25 protein-coding genes are annotated in these 23623 nt (G+C 60.3%); 5 read left to right on the top strand and 20 right to left on the bottom strand.

The annotated features are described in order from the left end of the window. Positions 1-48: 48 nt before the first annotated feature. From J4721_RS18210 to J4721_RS18190, 5 genes are all read right to left on the bottom strand, one after another. Positions 49-2031, bottom strand: a complete 1983-nt coding sequence (locus tag J4721_RS18210; RefSeq protein ID WP_024099303.1) for a ParB/RepB/Spo0J family partition protein — start codon at positions 2029-2031, stop codon at positions 49-51. A 156-nt stretch (positions 2032-2187) separates the two neighbouring features. Beyond that, positions 2188-2577, bottom strand: a complete 390-nt coding sequence (locus J4721_RS18205; protein WP_024099302.1) for a DUF3768 domain-containing protein — start codon at positions 2575-2577, stop codon at positions 2188-2190. 86 nt (positions 2578-2663) lie between these two features. Continuing rightward, the gene (locus J4721_RS18200; protein WP_040182663.1) at positions 2664-2873 is read right to left on the bottom strand and encodes a DUF6330 family protein; all 210 of its coding nucleotides are present in this window, start codon (positions 2871-2873) and stop codon (positions 2664-2666) included. Positions 2874-2896: 23 nt separating this feature from the next. After that, the gene (locus tag J4721_RS18195; RefSeq protein WP_096705139.1) at positions 2897-3838 is read right to left on the bottom strand and encodes an ArdC family protein; all 942 of its coding nucleotides are present in this window, start codon (positions 3836-3838) and stop codon (positions 2897-2899) included. Between the two features lie 40 nt (positions 3839-3878). Continuing rightward, entirely contained in the window at positions 3879-4349 is a 471-nt protein-coding gene (locus tag J4721_RS18190; RefSeq protein WP_024099298.1) for a hypothetical protein, read from the bottom strand. A 292-nt stretch (positions 4350-4641) separates the two neighbouring features. Between J4721_RS18190 and J4721_RS18185 the strand changes: the two genes are divergently transcribed. Continuing rightward, positions 4642-5844, top strand: a complete 1203-nt coding sequence (locus J4721_RS18185; protein ID WP_024099297.1) for a Fic family protein — start codon at positions 4642-4644, stop codon at positions 5842-5844. A gap of 212 nt (positions 5845-6056) precedes the next feature. Here J4721_RS18185 and repC read toward each other — a convergent pair whose 3' ends face one another. From repC to J4721_RS18165, 4 genes are all read right to left on the bottom strand, one after another. Further along, positions 6057-7112, bottom strand: coding sequence for a plasmid replication protein RepC (gene repC, locus J4721_RS18180; RefSeq protein WP_024099296.1), 1056 nt, complete (start codon positions 7110-7112; stop codon positions 6057-6059). A 238-nt stretch (positions 7113-7350) separates the two neighbouring features. Continuing rightward, the gene (gene repB / locus J4721_RS18175) at positions 7351-8319 is read right to left on the bottom strand and encodes a plasmid partitioning protein RepB (RefSeq protein ID WP_024099295.1); all 969 of its coding nucleotides are present in this window, start codon (positions 8317-8319) and stop codon (positions 7351-7353) included. Then, entirely contained in the window at positions 8319-9518 is a 1200-nt protein-coding gene (gene repA / locus J4721_RS18170; protein ID WP_024099294.1) for a plasmid partitioning protein RepA, read from the bottom strand. The genes repB and repA overlap by 1 nt, the downstream gene beginning before the upstream one ends. A gap of 341 nt (positions 9519-9859) precedes the next feature. Further along, positions 9860-10768 (bottom strand): recombinase family protein, encoded by a 909-nt coding sequence (locus J4721_RS18165; protein ID WP_024099421.1) that lies wholly within the window; start codon positions 10766-10768, stop codon positions 9860-9862. 226 nt (positions 10769-10994) lie between these two features. Here J4721_RS18165 and J4721_RS18160 point away from each other — a divergent pair, with 226 nt between their 5' ends. Beyond that, on the top strand, positions 10995-12074 hold the full coding sequence (locus tag J4721_RS18160) for a hypothetical protein (RefSeq protein ID WP_092465192.1): 1080 nt from the start codon (positions 10995-10997) through the stop codon (positions 12072-12074). A gap of 280 nt (positions 12075-12354) precedes the next feature. Here J4721_RS18160 and J4721_RS18155 read toward each other — a convergent pair whose 3' ends face one another. Further along, positions 12355-12549 (bottom strand): hypothetical protein, encoded by a 195-nt coding sequence (locus tag J4721_RS18155; protein ID WP_123618725.1) that lies wholly within the window; start codon positions 12547-12549, stop codon positions 12355-12357. Between the two features lie 103 nt (positions 12550-12652). Here J4721_RS18155 and J4721_RS18150 point away from each other — a divergent pair, with 103 nt between their 5' ends. Beyond that, on the top strand, positions 12653-13315 hold the full coding sequence (locus tag J4721_RS18150) for a L,D-transpeptidase (protein ID WP_092465193.1): 663 nt from the start codon (positions 12653-12655) through the stop codon (positions 13313-13315). Positions 13316-13363: 48 nt separating this feature from the next. Here the strand turns inward: J4721_RS18150 and J4721_RS18145 are convergent, their stop codons facing one another. Then, complete coding sequence (locus J4721_RS18145; RefSeq protein ID WP_092465194.1) at positions 13364-13648, bottom strand: hypothetical protein; 285 nt, start codon at positions 13646-13648, stop codon at positions 13364-13366. A 182-nt stretch (positions 13649-13830) separates the two neighbouring features. On the opposite strand from J4721_RS18145, the gene J4721_RS18140 reads away from it, so the two are divergent. Beyond that, positions 13831-16185 (top strand): cation-translocating P-type ATPase, encoded by a 2355-nt coding sequence (locus J4721_RS18140; RefSeq protein ID WP_092465195.1) that lies wholly within the window; start codon positions 13831-13833, stop codon positions 16183-16185. A gap of 63 nt (positions 16186-16248) precedes the next feature. Continuing rightward, positions 16249-16761 (top strand): murein L,D-transpeptidase family protein, encoded by a 513-nt coding sequence (locus J4721_RS18135; RefSeq protein WP_009807972.1) that lies wholly within the window; start codon positions 16249-16251, stop codon positions 16759-16761. Here the strand turns inward: J4721_RS18135 and lnt are convergent. The 9 genes from lnt to J4721_RS18090 are packed head-to-tail and all read right to left on the bottom strand — an operon-like array spanning position 16742 to position 23622. Continuing rightward, the gene (lnt, locus tag J4721_RS18130) at positions 16742-18349 is read right to left on the bottom strand and encodes an apolipoprotein N-acyltransferase (RefSeq protein WP_102856007.1); all 1608 of its coding nucleotides are present in this window, start codon (positions 18347-18349) and stop codon (positions 16742-16744) included. The genes J4721_RS18135 and lnt overlap by 20 nt on opposite strands. Then, a complete protein-coding gene (gene lspA / locus J4721_RS18125) occupies positions 18316-18819 on the bottom strand; it encodes a signal peptidase II (protein WP_211003343.1) in 504 nt (167 codons plus the stop codon). The genes lnt and lspA overlap by 34 nt, the downstream gene beginning before the upstream one ends. Beyond that, positions 18803-19585 carry a ZIP family metal transporter gene (locus J4721_RS18120; protein ID WP_027238629.1) on the bottom strand — a complete coding sequence of 261 codons (783 nt, stop codon included), beginning with the start codon at positions 19583-19585 and terminating at the stop codon, positions 18803-18805. The genes lspA and J4721_RS18120 overlap by 17 nt, the downstream gene beginning before the upstream one ends. A 12-nt stretch (positions 19586-19597) precedes the next feature. Beyond that, entirely contained in the window at positions 19598-20053 is a 456-nt protein-coding gene (locus J4721_RS18115; protein ID WP_009807976.1) for a DUF411 domain-containing protein, read from the bottom strand. 3 nt (positions 20054-20056) lie between these two features. Beyond that, on the bottom strand, positions 20057-21430 hold the full coding sequence (locus J4721_RS18110; protein WP_009807977.1) for a M23 family metallopeptidase: 1374 nt from the start codon (positions 21428-21430) through the stop codon (positions 20057-20059). After that, positions 21427-22053, bottom strand: a complete 627-nt coding sequence (locus tag J4721_RS18105; RefSeq protein ID WP_009807978.1) for an SCO family protein — start codon at positions 22051-22053, stop codon at positions 21427-21429. The genes J4721_RS18110 and J4721_RS18105 overlap by 4 nt, the downstream gene beginning before the upstream one ends. After that, positions 22053-22520 carry a copper chaperone PCu(A)C gene (locus tag J4721_RS18100; protein ID WP_009807979.1) on the bottom strand — a complete coding sequence of 156 codons (468 nt, stop codon included), beginning with the start codon at positions 22518-22520 and terminating at the stop codon, positions 22053-22055. Before J4721_RS18100 ends, J4721_RS18105 begins: the two co-directional genes overlap by 1 nt. A 23-nt stretch (positions 22521-22543) precedes the next feature. After that, positions 22544-23203, bottom strand: a complete 660-nt coding sequence (locus tag J4721_RS18095; RefSeq protein WP_009807980.1) for a thioredoxin domain-containing protein — start codon at positions 23201-23203, stop codon at positions 22544-22546. Beyond that, on the bottom strand, positions 23200-23622 hold the full coding sequence (locus tag J4721_RS18090; protein WP_009807981.1) for a disulfide bond formation protein B: 423 nt from the start codon (positions 23620-23622) through the stop codon (positions 23200-23202). Before J4721_RS18090 ends, J4721_RS18095 begins: the two co-directional genes overlap by 4 nt. Position 23623: the final 1 nt, after the last annotated feature.

Below are 23623 nucleotides of genomic sequence, written 5' to 3'. Positions count from 1 at the left end.
GGAGGGTCGACCCGCGCGGGGAATGCCTCGCGCGAGTCGCGTGAGGACTCAGGCCGCTTGCGCGACCTCGCTGTCAGGCTCGGGGGTTTCCGCAGCGGGCTCCGCCTCATCACAGGCGACACCGGCGGTCTGCATCATGGGCGGGCACCAGGTGGCCACGGCAGCGCGCTGCGCGTCCGTGAGTGTGGCGAAAGGCTCGGCGAAGAGCTTGTCGCAGAAGGCGACGATCTCTTTCTTGCTCGACGAGGCGAGCGTCACCGCCTCTTGGGCGAGACCCAGATCCTCGCCGAGAATCTTCAGGAGCCAGGCCTTCTTGAAGCGGTTGAAGAGCGCCGCATTCGGCGTCCAATATGCGCGAATGTCGGGCATGATCTCGATCTCGAACGCATGCATCAGGCTGTCGCGCCGAGGATCCCGCGCGAAGCAGGACTGCGTGGTGCTGGCGGTGGCATAGGCCACGAGCTTGGCCTTCTCGCCTGCCTCCAGCGCGCGAAACGCCGCGAACTGATCGGCGGGCGCGCGGGTGTCATCGAGCCAGGAGAGATCAAGCGCATCATGCGCCGCCGCCACCTGCTCGAGCGAGGTCTCGTCGATCTCGTCCATCTTGGCATGGCTGCGGTATTCCTTGCGGGCATCGATCTTGATCGCCTGCGTGACACTCATTCCGCTGGCCAGAACGTCACTGACCAGCTTGAAGAGCGTCAGATCGAGCGTGGCTTCCGGATGCAGCGCCATCGCGGCGCCAAGGGCCATGGCCCGCTCGGTCTTGAGGTCCTCAGCCAGCGAGGCTGGATAGGTGATTTCGCCGGCGTCCGGTGCCTCCTCCCCCGTCGGGTTGACCGACGAGCCGCGCGCGCCTTCCACTTTCACGGTGTCCTCGGGGCGGACGAGGCCAACATGGAGCGTGACCTGCCCACCCTGCCACGACGCGATCACCCCGGACCGCGCGAGGTCCTCGGCGCTGTAGGCCTCCTGCAGATCGCGCACTTCTTCTTCCAAGGCGTCCACGCGCTCGTAAAGGGCATTGTAGGCACCGTCCTCGAGCCCCTCATCCTCCATCTCGAGCTGCAGCTTCTCGAGTTCTGCGGTGATCTCATCGATGCGCTTCTGGGCCGCTTCATCCGGCTCAATCGGGCCGGGATAGACGCGGCCATAGTCCGCCATGGTCGCGTAATCATAGCGGACCATCGCATCGGCCCAGGCAAAGCCCAGCCTCATACGGGCCTCTTCGGCGGCGGCACCGAGCTTCTCGAGCAGGATGGTCTCGACCAGTGCTGCATCCTCAAGCACGGAATGCTCTTCCAGAAGGTCAGCCGCGACAGCACCGCCCCGCGCCTCGTAGTCCGCGCGCACAAAGGCCCCAATATCATCGCTGACCTGCACGCCGCGGGATTTGAGGGCCTGACGGACGGTGTAGGCCTGCAGATAGCCGCCGTCTTTCGTGAGCGCCTCGAAGACCTCGCGCTGCGCCTCCTGGCTCGGGTGCTCGGCGAAGGCCTTCATCGTGTCGAGCGTGATCACCTTGCCCCGGGCTGCGGCGCGGATGTCGGGGTGGATAAGGCCATAACGCAACCGGCCTTTCACGGCCGCCACCGTGGCGCCGAAGGTCTTTGCGATCGTCTCGGGCGTCTGGCTGTCGACCTCCATCATCCGGGCGAAAGCCTCGAACTCGTCGATGGCATTCATCGGTGCCTGGGTGATGTTCTCGGCGAGCGACAGCGCCGTGGTGACGTCGCAGTCGTCTGGGACAAGGCGACAGTCGACCTTGGTTTTCGCCATGAACCCCTTGGTGGCCTTGTCGGCGACCAGCTCCTTCAGCGCAGCATGGCGTCGGCCACCGGCGAGGACAGCATATTTGCCGTCAAGCTTCTGGACCAAGAGCGGCTGGAGCAGGCCCAGCACAGCGATGCTGGCCTTCAGATGCGCGATGTTCTCGGGGTCATAGGTTTCCGGCGCGTTGCTGCGCACATTGGCGGGATGCGGGATCAGATCGCCGATGGCGACGGTAAGGGGAGCAAAGCTTGTGGTCATGGGATATCCTTCCAGGAGGGTGAGGTGTGGCCCGCGCGCTCACGCGCGTGACCAATCCCCGGCTTCAGGGATCACCAAGACAAAAGGCCCACTTTCCCTTTGAGGGGTCAGTGGGCCTTGAGTTTTCAGATCGACACTTTGGGAAGCCCTCCTACCCTACCAGTCACGCGCCAGCATGATGGTCAGCACGCGCATGGTTGTGGCAGGATTGTCCGGGGTCTCGGCCCCGTAGCGGAAATCCGAATCTGCCTCATAGAGATCGATTTTCCAGAACACGGTCTCGCCCCGGATCTCGACCGCGCCAAAATCGTGCCATCCCTCGGGATCATTCTCAGGCTCGAATGTATCGAACGCACCGGTGGCCTTCACCGCCTCGGCCATGAAGCCGTCACCGGCCTCCATAAGCGAGCGGGTGACATGCATTCGGCCCTGGGTGGGCTGCGCGGGCGCCACTCCAAGGCACGCGAGCTTGCGAAACGCGTCGTTTTGCGCCGCGATCACGGTCGGATCCGGACGGTCTGGCTGGGATTGAACGGTCATGGACATGGGATCTCCTTTGAGAAGTTGAAACACCCTTCCCAAAGCCCGCTTTCACTTTTCTGCTTGGCGGAAGGACCGAAGCAGAAGGCGCCTTACCCGAACAGCCCTCTGGCTCTGTAGTTCGGGTTGGGGATGGTTTCGATCCAGCCGCCCTGTTCCTTGATGCTCTCGAGTGCCGCCGAGAGCGGGTAAGCGCCCTCGGACGGGCTCCACCAATAGGCACCGCGTTTGAAGGTGATGATCTTGCGGCGGCCGTCTTCGAAGCAGGCCACCCGCAGCGTCTTGGGTTCCTTGCGTGACATGCGAGTCTCCGTTCTCCGTGTGGTCAGGCGGCCTCGGCACTGCGCCCTGCCCTACCCGCCTCAGATTGTGCGATCAGATAGTCACAGGCGCGCTGCGCATCCGCGGCGTGCTTGAAGATCGCACCCTTGTCCGACCGAAGAACGCGCAACCAGTTGTGGAGGTAGGCGGCATTCATCTCGAGCGTATGCGCCGTGAAGCCGAGCGTCTGACCCAGGAACACCGAGGTCAATTCCGCGACGATCTCCTCGCGCGCATAGGACGTGTTGCCAAACTTCGAGAACCCGAAATCACGGTTCAGCCGATGCGGGGCTTTCGTGGCATGGGCCAGCTCATGGGCCCAGACCCCGTAGAAATTGCGCGGGTCCTGGAACCGCGTGATGGACGGCATGTAGACCTTGTCCACGGGCGGCAAATAGTACGCCTCCGTGCCCGTGAAGACGGTTGTGATGTCGATCGCATCAAAGAAGGTCTGCATGTGCGGGATGGGCTCGGACGGCGCATGCTCGGGCACGGGCTCCGGGTCGGGGAAGAAACTGTCGGGCAGGCCATCGATTTGGCAGGCATTGAACACGCGGTAGGATTTCTGGAAGCGGAAGATGCGGGCTTCCTCGGAGTGATCATCCCCGTCGCTGCGGTCATGCTCATCTGCGCCCGCATCTTTCCGGCTTTGACCGTAATAAACGACGACAGAGGATTTTTCGCCCTTGCGGACCTTTGCGTCCAAGGCATTGGCTTGCGGCAGCGTCATCCAGAAAGGTGAGCTGTGGCCCGCCATCACGGTCCGCATCGTCAGCAGGAAGTTGTTCACTCCCTGGTAGGGTTCTCCGCCCACGCGCAGGGGACGAGAGCTGCCACCTGCGGTCCATGGCTTGCGCCACGGCAGGACGCCGCGCTCGATGATGCGGATGATTTCGTTTGTGATGACCTCGGAGGCATCGAATTTGGGCGTGCGGGATCGGGCCATGGCTGGCCTCCTTTCGAGTTTTGGTGAGAGTAAGTGGTGATCAGGCTGACTGATGGGACCGCGGATCGTTGAGGATCCTCGCGCCGAGCCCTTCGACCATGTCGATGTAGGTGGTCAGCGAGACGGACTTGCCGGAACCCGAAGGTTCAGGGTCAACCGATCCGTCCCGCGCCACGCACGGCAAGTTCGCGAAGGCGATGACGTCACTGATGGGTCGGATATCGATGAACGGGGTTCCTCGTGCGACCGCAAGAGTGGCCAAGGGAAAGCGCTCGATCAGCGCGAAGGTCGAAACGGTGGTCCAGCCGAGATGGATGAATGTCCCGCCCTCTCCGCAGATCACATGCGCGTTTGGTAATGACGCGGCCTGCTTCAGATAGCCGAGATCACGCAGGACGGTCTGGCGTTCGAGCCGCTGTGCCAGCAACGTCTGGCCAGTTCGGCGCAACTCTCTATGCCGCCACCACGAGGCAGCGGTTGCGCGGAGCACGCGCAAGACACCTGTTTGCATGGGAATGCCCTTCATCAGGAAAGACAGACCGGAATCCGGCCCGGACCCATCTGAGGGACCCCAAAGGTCCTCATCCGTCAGTCACAAAACCCGAAGAACACTTTCTCTTTTTTCGGCCCCTTTGGGCACACAACAAAACCGAAAAGCCCGGCACATCTGCCGAAGCCATTGATTTCATGCAGCAATTCTAGATCGGCAACCAAGATCGGCAACGCATATCGGCAAAACCTTGCTTAAAAGTACAAAATGTGTTTATTTTTCAATTACTTTGCAAACATGGAAGATCGGCAAAATGCTGGAAACACCCGCCAGGATCGAACCCTGCTTCTTCGAGGAGCATATTCCGACAGAACTGGCAGACCTTTCGGTCGACATCCAGAGGGAAGCCACCGGGCTGGGACAAGGGTTGCATCCTGACAGCGCAGCCGAACTTGCCGATCTCGTCCGTGTGATGAACTGCTACTACTCCAACCTGATCGAAGGACACAACACGCGCCCCCGCGACATCGAAAGGGCGCTGGCTGGCGCCGAGCTTGAGGAAGAAACCCGTCCCCTCGCCCTTGAGGCCCGGGCGCACGTCATCGTTCAACGGGCCATCGACGAGATGCATCGCAAGGGCACCCTGCCCCGCCCCACATCCGTCGAATTCCTGACTTGGGTCCATAAGAGCTTCTACGACGAGATGCCGGATGAGTTTCGGGTCATCGAACATCCCGACGGCACACAAGAGCCCATCGTTCCGGGACGCATGCGCCAGGATGATGATCGGGAAGTTGCGGTCGGGCGCCACCTACCTCCTTCATCGTCGCGCGTCGCGGCATTCATGGACCATTTCGACAAACGATTTCAGATTGCGGCGCGGTCTTCGAGCGGACGGATCATCGCGATCGCCTCTGCGCATCACCGGCTCAACTACATCCACCCTTTCCCGGATGGTAACGGCCGTGTCAGCAGACTGATGTCTCATGCCATGGCCCTCACAGCGGGGATTGGTGGCCAAGGGCTCTGGTCCGTATCACGTGGGCTGGCCCGCGGGCTAACCGATCGGGGCGAGTACAAACGGATGATGGATCTGGCCGACAGTCCACGCCGCGGAGACCGCGACGGACGGGGGAACCTGTCAGAAGCGGCACTGAAGACGTTTAGTGAATGGTTCCTAAAGGTGACGCTCGACCAGATCACCTTCTCAGCAAGATTGTTCGATCTCGGCGGACTAGACCAACGGTATCGTCGTCTTGTTGCAGATACCATCGATGACAAGCGAGCGCCGGAACTAATCTCGGCGGTTCTTCGGCATGGGGCACTGGAACGAGGCGATGCGCAGATTGTGCTCAAGACGTCCGAGCGTACTGCTCGCAACACGCTGAGTAAACTAACCGCCGCCGGATACCTGAGGTCCGCCTCGCCGAAGACGCCGGTTCGGTTGGCGTTTCCGTTGGATTATCGAGAGCGGCTCTTTCCAAACCTCTTTGGAGACGGTGACCTCCCACAATAACTTTAGGCATTTAGGGTGTAATGCCTGGCCGCCGATTTCTTCCATGGGCGGCCAGATTTTCATCAAGGCTTGCTCATGTGTCACTTGTCCACCGCGGTGGACATCTGCTGGTCTGAGATAAACTGAAGAACCACCACGCGCCGCTATGTGCGTTTGGACAGTTTTGGTTGCCACAAGCGCCGATTCTCGTTCGAAGTCCACCGCGGTGGACATTAGACAGTTCGCTCATTGTTTTCGGACAGTCGCTTGATCAAAGCTAATGGATCAAATTGGTTTTGCCTTTGACCCAGGGTGATACTGTGAAAATACGCTGCAAAATCCCTGATGCGTTTTCCAAGCTGTAGCATGATGAAGATCGCGCATGACGCTTTCTGAGCTCCTACAGCATTCTTGGCTTTCTCGAAAGTCTCTGGGTGAATGCCCATCATGGGTGCAAGTGTTCGAGCATGGTTTTCAATGTCCAACCAGTTTCTAAGTCTCTCTGTGGAGAACGATGTCGCCTGATCGCAGACTGAGGTCAGCAAGTCTGGTTTCAGGGCCTCAAGGCCTATGTTGCTATCTAAATCTTTTTTTTCTTCTTCAGACTTAGATTGATGCCGGACAGTTTGTCCGTCATTGGCGGGCAATTCCATAGTTTCAGGCGGGTCATCCGGGGTAGACAAACTCTGGCATTCTGCATCTGTATTGGCGAGCAGAGCGTGGTATTCGGGGAGGCTCAGCTTCCTGCGTAGAGCTTTCCGTGCGTGGTTGATGAATGCGTTGCTAGGATCGTGCTCTTCCAAATGGGCGAGCTTTGTAAGGATCTGTTTGCGGACAAATATCCGATCTCGCCGGTTATTCTCCATCTCTTGCGCGATGGCTATAAGCTCGCTCGCACGTTGGAGCAGGGGGGTGAGAGACAATCCATAACTGATGCACTCCCCGCCGGATGAGCGAACGCGGTAGCGCTTTCGGTTCGAGCTGTCATTGCGCTTGATGAATCCGAGTTCAACGAAGCGGTTGATGTGCCTCCGGAGTGTCCGTTCGTCGATTCCGCCAACGCGCTGGCAAAGTGAATCGTTAGACGCAAAAACCGTTTCGCCATGGCCAGGTTTCAGAAAACTGAGCATTGCTTGAAGTGTCTGTATGTGGCCAGGACGTAGACCAAACACGCTGCGTGCATCTCTCAGGGCTCTGAAGATGGTCCAGACGTCGGTTTCAGATGGGGGAAATGAGCCGCGGGTTGCATCAGCACCTGCGGCTTCGATCGAGAGTTTTGTAAATGCCATGGCTTGTTCACGACGACCGTTCGGCCCACAACTTCCCCGTCTCTTTCCTCGAATTTTCGCGGAAAAAGGCAAAAAATATCAGTCCACCGAATCGGTGACTCTTGACCGGTATGCTGGAGGTTGCTACATCAAAGATGCTAATCAGATGATGAGGGCTCTCCAGGGGAAACTTTGGGGGGCTCTTTTCTTTCGGGTCTTCGCTTTTCTCCTCTGCTCGTGTTGCTCTGTGTGGCCTGGGTTAGGACCCAGAGCCTCTCTCATTCCGCCACTGTACGAAGAGTTGCAAAAGCGTAGCTTCCGCGTGCTCTTCGAGCCATTGGCCGAATTCTGGATTGTCCTTCTTGGTGACCTTGAGCGCGATCGCCTTCTCATCGATTGTCAGCGTGCCCAATGAACTGCCGTTCTCATCATTGATGACCGAAGTCAGCCCACGATTGGGCGGCTTCTTGTCGCTACGTGCTTTGCTCGAGCAAGCCGAATAGACCGCTTGGAACTTTTCGGAACTAGGAGTGTCGTCGGGCAGGGCGGCGAGCGCCTCTTTGGCGATGTCCACCAAATCTACCTTCACCGACAAGGCAGCTAGATCACCCCACTGCCGTCGTCCGATCCCATGTGCTGGCCCGATGAGTTGAACAAGACCGTCTGGCAGTTGTTCTATGACGACCCTGTGGTTGGATACGCCTTGCCGGGTCAGACCTAGAGCATCTTGAATGACACCGGGTTTGTACCCGGATTCTTGCATCTCTTTGATAAAAAGAGACTTTTCTATAAAAGACGGATCAAGCCTGAGGTTGTTCTCCTGGCCTTGAGCGATCAGAGATGCGTCATCGTCCAAGGTTCGAACAATTGCCTTGACCGTTCCACCGACCTTACGGATCGCCGCAAGCCTGCGGCGGCCGTAGATGATGCGGTATCTGTCCGGTTGGGCTGATGGACGGACCATGATGGGCACTTGTTGGCCATGCTTGCGAATGCTCTCGGCCAACTCATCGATACTGGAATCTTCCAGCACCAACCGATCGCGCAGCCCATCCATGTCAATCTGATCGGGTTCGATATCGCGAATCGAGTTTGCTGTGATCTCGCGCAAAGAGTCGCGCAATCCTCCAACAGATCCCGGCAGCTTTGCCGCTTTTGGCGGGGTAGGGGAGGGGGCTCCGCTCTCCGTCTCATTCCTTGGAGGCTGGTTGAAGATGTTTCGGGCCATCAGCGACGCCCCCATGCCATTTGGATCGTCTGCTCTAGCTCATCGCCAACGCCATTCACGCTGGTCAGGGCGCGATCAATTGTCTTTCTGATGAATTGGCTTGGATCGACTTCGTAGACGGTCTGCTGGGTCATCCCCGCGTCGGAGATCGCCGTAGACTTCAGCATTGGCTCTGTCATGACCTGACCTGCCAGAATTGATCTCAGGTAGCCTGCCATTTGGGTCTGCGGACCGTCCGACGGTTCATATCTGGTAATCAGGAACTTGACAAAATCCCATGTGACACGCCGACCGATGGCTTCCTCCACGGCCTTGACCGTTTCTGAAGCAAGCTTCAGGAATTGGCTCATGGATGCGATGTCAAGCATGCCAGGTACCACGGTAACCAAAAGCCCCGTCGACGCTGCCAGCGCAGTCAGGGTTAGAAACCCAAGCTGAGGCGGGCAGTCGATCAGGACGATGTCGTAGTTTGCCTCAACCTCTTCAAGCGCCAAGGCGAGGCGCTCTGCAAAGATGGGCTGTACGCGACGGGCGAGAGCGTTTGCGGTCTCGGTTTCGTACTCCGAGAGCATCAAACCGGCGGGCACCATGTCGAGCTTATGGAAGTAGGTCTTTTGGATGACGTTCGAGAGAGGAACTTGGTCCTCATATCTCAAAGCATCATAGATTGTGCCGCCATCGGCGAACTCAAGCTCGGGCCGAAAGCCGAAAAACGTGGTCAAACTTGCTTGCGGATCGAGGTCTAGGACCAGCACGCGGTAACCGCGCAAGGCATACCTTTGCGCAAGATGAATCGTTGTAGTAGTCTTTGATGAGCCGCCTTTGAAGTTGACGACGGATATCACCTGGAGACGATCGCCATCACGTCGACCTGGGCGGTAGCTTTCTGCGTTCTTTCCAGTGCGTCCAAGAACATCGCGCAACTCATCAATCTCTTGGGCTGTGTAGAACCGGTGTCCGCGGTTGTCTGTATGCACTTCCGGGAAGCTGCCGTCCTTGTGCCGGTTGCGCAGGTTAGATGTGCTTACGCGCAGGAGGCCGGCGACTTCGGTGGAACTGAAGCGACGTAGGGACTTTCGTTCTTCGGGTTCGAAAGCGATCTTCATCTGGCGATCCAAAGACTCAGCCAGATTGTTGGCAAATGCTCCGATATCGGAAGAGCCTATGCCTTGCGTGTATCCAATGTTACGATCATCCATGTCCTGCCGCCCACTCTCGGCCTCTGTTGAGGCTCTTAGTCATTCTGACGGTGTACAGCGTGTCTGACGCGTTTTGCCGTCAGAATGGGAATGCCACGATCCAGTGAGTCCGGCAAGAAGAATCTAAATGTAGTGTGAAAGTTATCCACAACACCTATAGGTGTTGTCGTGTAAAAAACTCAGCAAGTCATTGATATAGATATATTAAATGCAGATCTAACCAAATCGAGCCGCTACTCTGTTGAGTTGGCATATTAGCAGCTAACCCCAAGCAACTAATGGCACTTTCTGCCTCCTGCGGAGTTTTCTCCCGGTGAAATTTTTTGGATTCGGGTCAGAAGCTACATCTGATTTTGGCTCGATTCGTACGGCATGAGGCCAAGTCGTTCCGCCCGCTCCAACAGCATTTTCACCGAAGACGGCTGCCATCTTGTTCGGCCACGAGGCGTGCGTTCGCGCATCGCTTCCAGCCGGGTGCAGATCGCCTGAAGCGTGATGTCGGGGTCCGCGCCCTTGATGCCGGCGACGATGGCGGGCAGACGGTCGTCGGTTTCGCGGCGCCCGGCGCGGGCTAGCACCTCGGCCGGCAGGAAGCCGTCGCCGACATAGGCCTTCACAGCGCGCAAGAGACGGCTTTGGGTCCAGCGACGCGCCTCGGGCAAGGGGCCGTTGATGATGCGCACCACGTCTTCCCAGGCCAAGTCGGGTCGCAACCGGCGCACATGGGGCACCCAATCTTGTGCCGTCTCGTTCAGACGCTCCATGTAGCCGTCTTGTCGCGCCAGCCGTACTTTGCGAAGAGCAGCAGGGTCTTTGGCCCGCAGTCCAGGGTTCCCGCCGACCCGGCCCTTGGTACGGGCGCTCGCCAGCCCTGCTTTGGTACGTTCCCGGATCAGCGCCCGCTCGAACTCGGCCGCGGCGCCCAGAACCTGCAGCGTGAACTTGCCTTGCGGGGATCCGGTGTCGATCGGGTCCTGAATGGAACGAAAGAACGCCCCCTTGGCCTCCAACCGTTCGATCACCTCGAGAAGGTGCGACAGAGACCGTGCGAGCCGGTCGATCCGTACGACAACCAGCGTGTCGCCCTTGCTAATGCGCTCCAGCAAGCGGGCAAGCACCGGCCGGGCACGATTGCCGCCTGAGGCGTGCTCTTCGAAGATCTCGACGCATCCCGCAGTTTGCAGGGCCTCAGACTGGGGCAGGGGGGTCTGATCCTCTGTGGATACGCGCGCATAGCCTATCAGGGGCATGAAAATCGGCCGTTTGCAATTTCATATACCGTTACTAAACGACCGTTTGTAAACGAATGCAACCGCTCTCTCTGTGGTGCTGCTCATCAAAAACCCCTTGGATTCCATACGCTGAGCGTGATCAGAGAGATCTCGCAGACCACCGCGCGCACGTGCTATATAAGGTGTGTGGGCGCACCCTGACAAAACACTTGGGTAAAATGCAAAAGTGCCGTATTTTGCACATATGAAGCCTCAAGTATCTACACATTATGATAGTTTTGACGATCCTCTAGTGGATTCGGAGGGGCTTGAAGAGACGTCTGAGGACGACCTGTGGTTCCTGCCCGGTCCGATGGAAGTGGAGCCGGATTATCTGCTGCCCGGACCGAGAGCAGAGCTGCGTGAAACCGCAGTCCTCGACGATTGGCGGAAGGCAGAGGCGGTTAATGCCGCGCGTCTCGCCCGTGTGGCTGGTCGGATCGGCGCGTTGGATGACCGGCTGCGCCGTGGCCCGAAAGGCTGGCGGCACAGGCTCGCGCTGATGGAGGCGGCAGACCTCAGCTGGTTTGTGGGTGACCGTATTGGCCCGGATCGGCTGGCGCTCTGGATATCCATGCGCCTGTCCGGCGTGCAGGACAACACTGCAGCGCTCGCGCGTGTCGGATGGGCAGTGCGGCGTCTAACAGGCGGTCCCGGCCCAGAGGTGGACCTGTCCGCCTTCCTCGATCGCCGTGACCCCGAAAACATAGCAGGTGAAGCCGAAACCTTTGCGGATCGCGCGGGCGGTTGGCTTGACCTGATGGCGCAAGCCGTCGACCTGCACCCGATCACACGCGCCTGCATGGGGCTTCACCTCTGGAGCCTTGCGGGCCTCGGGCAACAGGGCGACCGGATGGAAGCGGCGGTTACCGCCGCACGCATTGCCGCCAGCGAAGGCCCGAATTCGAATGGAGGGGCCATCTTTGCGCCTCTGGCTATGCGCGGGGCAGGGGGGCTGCGCGCCAGTGGCCCACCAGCTGAGCGCTTGGAGCGTTGGCTCGAGGGAATGGAAACAGCATGCCTGACCGCGATGCGGCACCTCGACGATATCCAGGCATGGTCAGCGCGGGCGGAAACCATGATGGCCCCGCTCTCTGGCAAGACACCACCAGCATTGCGCGCCGTGCTGGCCGAATGGCCCCTCGTCTCCGCCCCAATGGCCGAGACCCTGACCGGTGCCAGCCGCGCCGCCGTCCAGCGCAACCTCGTCTGGATGGAAGCGCGGGGTTTGATCTGCGAAGTGACCGGGCAGGGCCGGTTCCGGATGTGGCGCACCACGACCTAAGAGATGAGCGTCATCGCTCGGTATCCTGACGGGTGCGTGCCAGTCGGCCAAAGTTCCGGTAGGAGGAGGCAAAGCCCGCCGGAACCTTGGCAATCAAGGTGCTCGAATTTGGAGATACTCCTCGCCAGTGCGCAAGGCCGCTGTGGCCGGCGCTTCCGTGCGGTTGTGCCTTCACCATCTATGATGACTGGTGAAGGCGGCGAGCAAGACGCCCGGTATTTTGGACACTGCGCGGCCCTGTTTGTCGTTGCTGCTTTGCCTGCCCCCGTCACCGTGCAAGTCAAAGTTCACCACACTGCCGTTCGCTGCTCAGGCGAAGCGGGCGATATGGCCTTCCTCCATAGCCAGCTTCGACAGGATCTGACTCTGCAGCAACCGTGGTCTCGGGAACAGGCCGGGTCAGGCTGGGCGGCGCGCCGATCTTTTCGTAGTAGCGGATGGTAAATTGCGGATCACAAGGATCGTGTGTTTTCACGAAAATATGTCCTTGAACCTCTAGCCACTAGAAGTCCTATCTAATCAAAGTGAACAGATACCGTTCTTGCCATAGATTCTGGTGGGAACCGAAAGGGTACGACATGCTGACAAGACGACACTTCATTCAAACAACAACGGCGCTATTCTCCGCGTCTGTTTCCAGCCCCCTGTTGGCCGATACCTGGCCCACCGAGGCACAGAAGGCTGAATGGGACGCGCAAGTCACGCCGCCCGGATTCGATCCGGCCGCGTCAAACCCTTGGGGCCTACACCCGCGCTTTTTGCCCCAACGCGTGATTGCGAAACCCGGGCTCGTGCCAGGAGACATCCATGTCGATGCGGTCGCGCGGTATCTCTATCATATCGAGGAGAGCGGGACCGCAATGCGCTACGGTGTGGCCATTGCCCGGGGCAACCTATACGAGCCTGGGGTCTACACGATCAAACGCAAGGTGAGGTGGCCGCATTGGACACCGACCCAGAACATGATCGAGCGGGATCCGGAAAACGCACGATGGGCCGACGGGATGGAACCCGGCCCCGAAAACGCTTTGGGATCACGAGCCATCTATCTGTACGTCGGAGGCCGCGACACTTATCTTCGAATACACGGCACGCCCTATCCGAGAAGTATCGGCGGTCGAGCCAGTTCGGGTTGCGTGCGGATGGTCATGGCTCACATTAACGAACTTTATCCCAACGTTGAGATCGAATCGACGGCACATTTGTACTCAGCGGAGGACAGTGTCACCGCGCGAAGTTGAGTGTGGTGCGTAGGTCTGAGGCGCGTTGATGCAACGTCTGACGCGTCCTCAAGCTTCGCGTGCCACGCAGATCGGATTACCGTTCGCCGTGCGCAACGGCAGCAGCGTCGTTTCGACCGGCCCGCTGTGTTCGTACCAATAGCAGCCGTCTTCCGGCACGAGGCGCGCGGTTGCAACATCCTGATCCGGAGCAGCCATCGCAACCACGGCTTCGGGAACGTTGCCCGTCTGGTCTGCCGTGTCGTCCGGCCCTGTCGGCTGGATGGCGCATCCTGTCGTGAGCAAAAGCGCCACCGCAACCATCATTTTTTGCTTCAGCATCAAAACCTGCATCGAGTTTCCTTTCTTTTCTGTTTTTCTTCGTATCGGCTTTTTATGCCTCACGCCGTGATTGAGGCTGTCGTCGGACCGTCTAGCAAGAAAACAAACGGAAATACCACCGAACTTTTCTCTTGAAGCTCTAGCTACTGTAGGGGCTATGTCATGACAAAGCACCCGAATCCAGAGGTCCGTTCATGCCGTCCGACACCCACCGCCACGATCACGATCACGCCGAAGACGCCCAGGCAAGCGGCGGCAGTTGCTGTGGTAGCGCCGGAAAGTGCGGCGACATCGCACCGACGACTCCCGCGCCAACCGGCGGGCGCAGTTTTCAGGTGTCTGGCCTCGATTGCGCCGAGGAGGTCGCGATCTTGAATAAGGTAATCGGCCCGCAGATCGGCGGGGCCGAGCATCTCGCGTTCGATGTAATCAACGGGAGGATGACCATTCTCGACAGCGCAAAGAGTGTATCGGACGACGAAGTTGCGGAACTTGTCGCGAGCACCGGCATGACGGCGAAGCCGTGGAATGCCGAGAACGCGTCGGTCGACCAAGCGGCCCATCTTGCACGACAGCGGCTGTTTACGGCTCTCAGCGGCGGCTTCTGGGCGGCGGGTTTTCTCTGGCACATCGTCGAGACCGGTATGGGGGGGGCGCTCGGCCTCTTCGCGGGGCACGGCGAAGCGCCGATGCCGCTGGCCGAGGCAGGGCTTTTTGCAGTTGCTATCCTATTCGGCGTTTGGCTTGTGGCACCGAAGGCATGGTCGTCCGCACGTCGGCTGTCGCCCGACATGAACCTGCTGATGGTTGTCGCAGTCGCCGGAGCCATCGGGCTCGGTGAATTCTTCGAGGCAGCGACAGTGGCTTTTTTCTTTTCGCTGTCCCTCTTTCTCGAAAGCTGGAGCGTTGGGCGCGCGCGGAACGCTGTGTCGGCGCTCCTGGATCTTGCGCCACCTACGGCGCGCGTGATCCACGATGACGGAAGCGAGACCGACATGCCGGCGGTGCAAGTCGCCGTAGGCTCAAGCTTTATTGTACGCGGTGGCGACCGTATCCCGCTCGACGGCGAGGTGACGGGTGGCGCGGGCGCGGTCGACCAGGCGCCGATCACCGGCGAAAGTGCCTTGATACCCAAAGAGGCCGGAGACGAGGTCTATGCGGGCACGATCAACGGCGAAGGTACACTAACTGTGCGCGCCACGAAGGTCGCCTCGGATACCGTCTTGGCCAAGATCATCCGCATGGTCGGCGACGCCCATGCCCGCCGCGCGCCGGTGGAACAGTGGGTGGCAAAGTTCGCCCGCATCTACACGCCTATCGTCATGGCTCTCGCCGTCGCAATTGCGCTACTGCCGCCGCTTATCTTCGGCGGAGCCTGGGATTACTGGTTCTACAATGCCCTCGTGCTGCTGGTGATCGCTTGCCCATGCGCTCTGGTCATCTCGACCCCTGTCTCCATCGTCGCAGCGCTCACCGCTTCGGCGCGGGCGGGCGTCCTCATCAAGGGCGGTGCCTATGTAGAGGCGCCGGGCAGGACCACGGCGCTGGCCATGGACAAGACCGGCACAATCACCATGGGTCAGCCGGAAGTGGCGGCGGTGCACCCGCTGGGCGGGGCTTCAGCACAAGATCTGATGACCCTCGCCGCAGGGCTGGAGGCACGTTCGTCGCACCCTTTGGCGCGTGCCATTCTCGCGCGGGCGGAGGCCGACGGCGTCAAGGTGTCCGCCGCAGAGGATACCCGCACCATTCCCGGCAGGGGACTTGAAGGACGCACCGACGGACGGTCCATCTGGCTGGGGTCGGACCGGTTTGCCGAGGAGAAGGGTTTCGGCGACGCCATTCCGAAGGATCTGCGGGAGCGGATCGAAGGCGCCGGCAGCACCCTTGTCGCTGTCGGCGATGAATCCGGCGTGACGGGCATTCTTGAACTGCGCGATCGCATCCGCCCTGATGCCAAGGGCATCGTGGCGCAACTTCACGCGCAAGGCGTGAAAACCATCGTTATGCTGACCGGTGACAACGAGCGAACAGCGCGCGCCGTTGCCGCCGAGGTCGGTATCGACGAGGTGCGCGCTGAGCTTCTGCCCGAAGACAAGGTGACAGCCATCGAAGAACTGGTCAAAACTCATGACATGGTTGCCATGATCGGCGACGGGGTGAACGATGCACCCGCAATGGCGCGCGCGCATTATGCCATCGCGATGGGTGCGGTTGGTTCTGACGCGGCAATCGAGACGGCGGACATTGCCCTTATGACCGACGACCTCGGCAAGGTGCCTTGGCTGATCGGTCATTCGCGCCGGACAATGTCGATTATCCATCAGAACATCGGTATTTCCTTGGCGACCAAGGGAGTTTTCGTTGTCGCTACCGCGTTCGGAATGGCATCGATGTGGGGCGCTATTGCAGCCGACGTGGGTGTGTCATTGCTGGTGGTGGCGAACGCCCTGCGCCTGCTCAACAGCCAAGAGGCCAAGGCACCGCCGTCCGGTGGCGAGCAGGTTGGGCCACAGATCGCAAAGGCCGCGCTTGCCCACGGACATTGATCACGCGGCATTTGCAAGGTAACATTATTTCCATATCAGACCTCACGAAAGAGGCATCGAGCAGTGAAAACCATCCGATTTCCCCGCCGCGCCGTCCTGTTGGGTGGCTTAGCGGCCTTTTTGTCGGGCTGTGCCGGCAAGTTCCGCAGCTATGACGGACCCGAAGTGACGCGACTTCGGCTCTACAAGGGACAGCGTTTGCTTGTTCTCGACGGATCCGATCGCGTGCTGCAAACCTATCCGATCGGGCTGGGCTTCGCTCCTCAGGGTCACAAGCAATTCGAGGGAGACGGTCGGACCCCGGAGGGCACCTACATAGTCGATAAGCGCAACCCTGAAAGTACGTATCATCTTTCAGTTGGCATCTCTTATCCAAATGAGGCCGACATCGCCTTTGCCGCAGCGCAGGGCCTTTCCCCCGGCGGCGACATCTTCATCCATGGTGGTCCACGCCCCGGCATCGACCCGACGGACATCCGCGACTGGACAGCTGGCTGCATCGCAGTCACAGATCGGCAGATCGAGGACATCTATGCAATGGTGAAGGACGGAACGCCTATCCACATCTTTGCATGACGGTCTTTCTCATGCGGCGGTAGTTAGCCGTCGCATTGGCCGCCAGAGCCCAGCTCCACGAAGCCAAGATGAGCGCCAGCAACATCCAGTCCCCGAAAAGCGCATATGGCGTAGGCGGCTGCGCTGAGGGAAGATCAGCGTCGATGATGCCCCTTTCCCCTGTATCGAGCCGCGCAATGATCTCTCCGTTCGCGTCGATGACCGCAGAGATGCCCGTATTCGCGGCTCGGATGACAGGAAGGCCTTCCTCTACGGCGCGCATACGTGCGGAAGCCAGATGCTGCTCGGGTCCGATGCTGGTTCCAAACCAGGAATCGTTCGTCGCGTTAAAAATCCAGTCGGGTCGGAACATGTCGTCGACCACATGGCCCGGGAAAATGATCTCATAGCAGATCGCCACGGCGACCAGCGGCATACCCGGAAGCGCAAGGGTGCGCGGACCCGGTCCGGGCGTAAAATCGCCCAGCCCCGCCGTCAGCCGCTCGATCGGCAACCAGCCGCGGAATGGCACGTATTCGCCAAAGGGCACGAGATGGTGTTTCGCGTATCCGGTCAGGATCTCATTGGTATCGTCAAAAGCCTGGACGGTGTTGAAATATCGGGTGCCATCCTCGCTCAGTACACGGTCCGGCACTCCGGTTAGCAGCACGCTGCCGTCCGGTAGCGCAGCGGCAATGCGGGCCCGCGCCTGGGCATCCTCATCGAGGAACCCGGGAAAGGCGGTTTCCGGCCAGAGAAGAACGTCGAAATCGCCGGGCTGGGTTGAAAGCTCGAGATAGAGCGCGAAGGTCGCCTCGCGGTTCTCGGGCGCCCATTTCTCCTCTTGGGGAACGTTGCCCTGAACGATGCGCAGGTCGACATCCGGTGGCTGTGGTGCATCCGACTGGAGGCGAAGCGTGCCGACGGCCCACATCGTCACGATGCCGGCCAGCGGCATTAGCGAGATGATCAATCGTTGTCGCCCGACCGCCATGAGAGCCGCGCCGGGGAGTGCCGCTACGAACACGGTGAGAAAGCTTAGCCCATAACTTCCCACCCAGGCGGCGGGCTGGCGAAGGGCGGCGTAATCGACCAGAGCGTAGCCGGCGAGGTTCCACGGAAAACCTGTCAGAACGTGACCGCGCAACCACTCGGCCGCGGTCCAGGAGGTCGCGAACAGGAGGCAGGCCAGGAGACTGCCCATGGCTCCGCGCCGCGCGATTTCGACGAAGAGCACGGCGGCAATGGCCGGGAAAATCGCGAGACCTGCGGACAATCCCGCGACGGCCGGGGTCGCCAGCGCCCCGAAACGCTCGGGTTCGACGTAGAAACTTTCCGCGATCCACGAAATCCCGAAACCGAACTGGCCGAGACCAAACGCCCAGCCGACGAGAAAAGCACGCCCGAAGGAGAGGTCGCGAAGACCGACAAACAACGCAGAATAGGCAACGGGAACAAGAAGGAGAATCGAGAAAGGCGGGAAGGTTAGAACGGTCAGCGGCCCGGCGGCGAAACCAAGCGTCATCCGCGAGAGCAGACGTTTGCGCAGAGCGAAGCAGTTCAGAATTGCCGGCTTCACGACTTGATCGGACGCCGCGCACTGATCCAGGGTGCGGCGAGCAAGAGCCCCACGCCACTGACGACAAACACATCGGCCATGTTGAAGGCAGGCCAATGCGTTGAGTTGATGTAGAAATCCAGGAAGTCCGTTACAGCCCGATACCGCACACGATCAATGACATTGCCCGAGGCTCCACCGATGATCGCTCCGTAAGCGAGCGTTTCAACCGCATTTTCGGCGCGAAACAGCATAACCCCCAGCCAGCCGCAGATGGCAAGAGCGAGAGCTATGAGGCTCCACCATGGTGCGCCGCCAAGTAATCCGAAAGTGACGCCATCATTGCGATAAAAGACAAGGTTAAAACCTGGAAACACGGCGATTCCAGTGCTTAAAGAGGCCGCATTCGCCACAACAATGGCTTTTGTGATCTGATCGATTACGAAAGCGGCAAGCGCCGCAAAAATGCCGATCACCGGAGATAGTTTATGCACTGGCATTGCGTCACCCCAACCAAACATCGAGAAAAAGCATCAAAACGAGCCCGACGGCCAAGCCGAGCGTTGCCTTGTTCTGATGGCCGCTGCGATGGGTTTCGGGGATGATTTCGTGGCTGATGACATAAAGCATGGCGCCTGCGGCAAAGGCCAAGCCCCATGGCAGCAGCGGTTCCGACAGTGTGATGATGCCGGCCCCGAGCAAACCGCCAATCGGCTCGACCATTCCCGTTAGCGCGGCGATGCCCCAGGCGCGCAGCTTCGGATATCCTTCGCCCAACAGGGATACCGCAACGGCCAGCCCTTCAGGCGCATTCTGAAGCCCGATGCCGATGGCGAGTGGCAGACCGCCTTCCATACCTCCGGAACCGAAGCCAACTCCGACCGCGAGGCCTTCCGGGAAGTTGTGGATCGTGATTGCGATGATGAACAGCCAGACCCGCCGTAAGGACGCCGCTTCGGGCCCTTCGCGTCCCGTTCTGAAATGCTCGTGCGGCAGCCTTTCATTCATCAATGCAACGGCCCCCATGCCCAAAAGGATCGAGACGCAAACGATGGCCGCAGGCATCGCGCCGTTCTCGAACATCGGCTCCGCCGCATCCAACGCCGGGATGATCAGAGAAAAGAACGAGGCTGAGAGCATGACGCCGGCAGCGAAGCCGAGCGACAGATCGCGCGTCGCCCGCGACGGGATGCGCCCGAACAGCACGGGAATTGCTCCGACTGCCGTGAGCGATCCGGCGGCAAGGCTTCCGAGAAAGCCGAGCATTATCGGAGACAGGTTTTCCATAAGCGGGCCAGATTATCCTTCGGCGTAGCTTGAAAAGACTTCGGTCGACCCGTCCTCGCGGATGAGGAAGACATCATAAGCTTCACGGTTTTCTTCCGGCCCCATGCCGGGCGAGCCATAGGGCATTCCCGGAACGGCGAGGCCGACGGCGTCCGGGCGTTCCTCAAGAAGGCGGCGGATATCAGCGGCCGGGACATGGCCTTCAATCACGTAGCCCTCTATGAGCGCGGTATGGCAGGAGACCATGCGCTGCGGCACGCCGTTGTCGAGCTTGAAACGAACCAGCGACCCGCCAAACATGTTCTCGCCCGTCGGCGCGAATCCGTTTTCCTCGAGATGGTTCATCCAGGACAGGCAGCAGCCGCATCCGTTGGTCTTGCGGACGTCTATCGCTGTTGCCTCTGCGAGGGCCTGGGCCGCCGGGAACAGGGCGAGCGCGATGGTCAGAGCTTGGGTCATGCGTTTCATGGGTCAGAGCCTTTCGGTTGTCGTCTGGGCAATTTCGCTGTCAAGGTTTTCAGTCAGAAGCGCGCGCGCCTCGGTCAGACGCAACAGCGCGGCGGTATCATCCACCTCGTTCTCTGCGGCTTCGGCGAGCCTGTCGTCAGAGAGAGGGTCAGTCGGACGCCCATCTACGAGGACTTCGTAGTGCAGGTTGGGACCTGTCGCTGTGCCGGTTGCGCCAACGCGGCCGATCACATCTCCCGCCGCCACGCGTTGGCCCTGTGTTAGGCCCTCCGACACGGCGCTGAGATGCGCGTAGCGCGTCATGGTCTCGGAGCCATGGGAGATTTCGACCACGCGTCCATAACCGCCTCGCCAGCCGATGAAGCTGACCCGGCCCGGTGCCGTCGTCCGTACCGGCGTCCCGCTTGCCGCGGCAAAATCGACGCCGGTGTGCATCCGGACGTTTCCGTAGACAGGATGTGTGCGGCGCCCGAACACCGAGCTGAGGCGCGCGCCCTCGACTGGCTGTGCAAAGACGCGAAGCACCTCGCCATCGACGTAGATCGTCGCCTGACCGCTGCCGTCGTCCGGCCAAACGATCTCGTAAAGCGAATCGCCGATTTCCAGTGCGGCGAAGGCGAGGTCCGGCTGTCCGATCTTGTCATCGCCGACGCGCGTCTCGCGCCAGAGAAGCCTTAGTGTCTCGCCTCCAGCCATCTCACGGCGGAAATCCACGGTTCCACCCAGCATTTGCGCAAGGTCCACGGCAAATCGGGCGGGGATGCCGGCATTGTCGAGTGCCGCGAAGATCGAGGTGTCGATCACGGCCTCCCCAGCAAGGGTTACGATCTCCGGATCCGGCGCCACGACCTGCGTGGACACCTGCTCGCCAAAAAGCACCTCGATCCGCACCCCGTCCTCGACGGCGAGCGAGACGGTGCGGGGGCTGCCATCCATAGTCGAAACAACAGTGACCGAATTCCCCGGCCGCAACCGTCGCAGATCGTATTCCGCGCCAAGTGCAAGGGCGACTTCCGCCCTGTCGGCTCCCGCAAGACCGGCTTCGGAAAGCAAGGAGTCGAGCGTTTCACCAGAAGAGATGTCGCGAGACCAAGTCAACAGGGGCGGTTCGATGGCCTGCATCGGCCTGTCAACAACAGCGGCCTGCAGCAGGGGCAAGGGGCCGAAGCCGGGTGTATCTTCCACCCACGCCGTAGCTGGCAGCGACAACGGAATATCCAGGCTCCGGGGAGCTTCAGGACGCTGGGGCATCCAGCTACCTGCCTGGGCAAGTTCTGGCGGCACGGGTTCTTTCGACAGAACATCGAAGAATGCGATAGCCGCCCCCGAAACGGTCCCCGCAAGCGCGACACCTGCCGCAAAAGTTCTGAGCCTCATGTCGCTCCCTCCGTTTCTTCTTCCAACGCGCGGCGGATCTTCGGTACCGCGAATTCCCTCGGTTCATGATAGTCAATCATGGTGACGAACCGTCCAGCGGCACCGAACAGGAAGACGCTGGCCGTGTGGTTCATCGTGTAGTCGCCGCCTTCCGTGGGCACCCGCTCGTAGGCAGCGCGGAAGCCGTCCGCGATGCGCGCAATCTGCCCCTCCGGTCCCGTCCAGCCGCGGATCGCTGGGTGGAAATAACTGACATATTCTGCCATCGCCTCGACGGTATCGCGCTCGGGATCGACCGTGATGAAAACCACGTTCAACTGTTTGGCTTCGTCTCCTAAATCGTCGAGCCAACCTGAAATGTCCGAGAGCGTGGTCGGGCAGACATCGGGGCAGTAAGTGAAACCGAAGAACGCCATCGTCGGTCGCCCGATCAGGGTTTCCGGCCCGACCTCGTTGCCTTCATGGTCAGTCAGGCGGAAATCCATCTCGGTCAGAGCCATAGGCCGCTGCTCGATAGGTTCGGGCGCACCGGGTCCGTCGACCCGCCACCAACCGACGAAGAGCGTCAAGGCAATTGCACCGGCACCGGCCGCGCCGTATCCTGCGATCGTCCTTCGTCGCATTAGTCTTCCGGTCCGCGTGCGGCGATGCCAAGGATCGGCACCTCGACTGTCACCTCGCCCCCGTCGACAAAAAGTAGGGTCAGCGGAAAGGTTTCCCCTTCCGTCATGGGTTGTTGTAGCCGCATCAACATCGCGTGGAGGCCGCCCGGCTCAAGCGCGACGCTCTCGCCCGGGGCGATCGCGATCTCACCTGCCGCGCTCATGGAACTCACACCTTCGGCATTGGTCTTCGTCTCGTGGATCTCGGGCATCATCGCGAGGGGTGTTGAAAGACCAATCAGCGTCACCGGCTCGTCGCCAGTGTTGCGGATCGTCATGTAGGCGGCCCCGGGGCGGTTCATCCCTATGGAGGCGCGGGACCAGGCGCTTTCGACGACGACATCCACGGGTCCGGCCAGTGCGGGTACTGAGAGCCCTCCAAAGGTCAAGAGCGCGGCCAGTGTGCCCGTCATAATAATCTTTTTCATCGTTTTGGTCCTGCCTTTTCCATTCAGCTTTGCACGGCAGCAACTTCCGCGGCCACTAATCGACGCAGTTCTGCCTCCCCGAATGGATCGAGCGACTTGCCGTTTACAAAGAAAGTAGGAGTCTGGCGAACTCCCACGGTTTCGACGTCCGCACGATCCTGATTCAGGATCGCAACGACATCCGGTGCCAGCATTTGCGTGCGCGCGGCCTCTGCATCGAGTCCGGCAGTGGCGGCGATCTGGAGGATCAGACCGGGCTCAGGCGCGCCGTGCGACGCCCATCTCGGCTGATCCCGCAGAACGGCTTCGAGCACCGGCTCGTAAACGCCTTGCATGCGTGCTGCCTCGAGCACGCGGATCGCTTCCTCGGATGCCTCGCCATGAAACGCGGTGTAGCGGATAACGACGCGGACGGCATCTCCATGCTGTGCCATGATGTCCTTCACGATCGGATGGAAGGCGCGGCAAGCCTCGCAGGCCGGGTCAAAGAATTCGACAATCGTGACGGGCGCGTCGGCAGGTCCGAGGATGGGCGAGTAAGAGCGGATCATCGCGTCCGCGAGTTCCGGCGCAACGGTTTTTGCTTCGGCCGCGGGGCCGGGGCGAGTCGCGTACCAAGTGGCTCCGCCGAAACCGGCAACGCCGAGGGCGAGAACGGACAGGATTAAGCCGCGTCGATTCATGTTTGTGTTTCCTTCAATGAAAGTGCCGACAGGAACCCGATCAGTGCGAAGGCGACCAGCGCCATCAGCGGGATCGGAATGCCGAAGACCAATTGGTTATCATCGGTGCAAGAGGGGCCGGTGGCCGTGCAGGGCTGGATGCGTTCGGGGATCAGGCCCGCGTAGAGGCCCATGTGCCACAGGGCGACCACGCCACCACCAAGCGCCAGAGCGATGCCATAGCGCCCGACGCTGCCGTCTCGCCACCAAAGGCCGAGGCCGAGAATGATCGCGAGCGGGAACATGAAGGCGCGCTGGAACCAGCACAGCACGCAGGGTGTCTGCCCCATCACTTCGCCGATGAAAAGTACAGCAAGCGAGGCGACGAGGGCAACGATCCATGCCAGCCCGAGGGCGGTTTCTGCGGGTACGCGGTTCATG

Source organism: Phaeobacter sp. HS011 (assembly GCF_018101215.1).
In the GTDB taxonomy this organism is placed as follows: Bacteria; Pseudomonadota; Alphaproteobacteria; order Rhodobacterales; family Rhodobacteraceae; genus Phaeobacter; species Phaeobacter inhibens.
The sequence above is the reverse complement of the archived record's forward strand: the minus strand, read 5'-3'. Positions and strand labels throughout refer to the sequence as shown.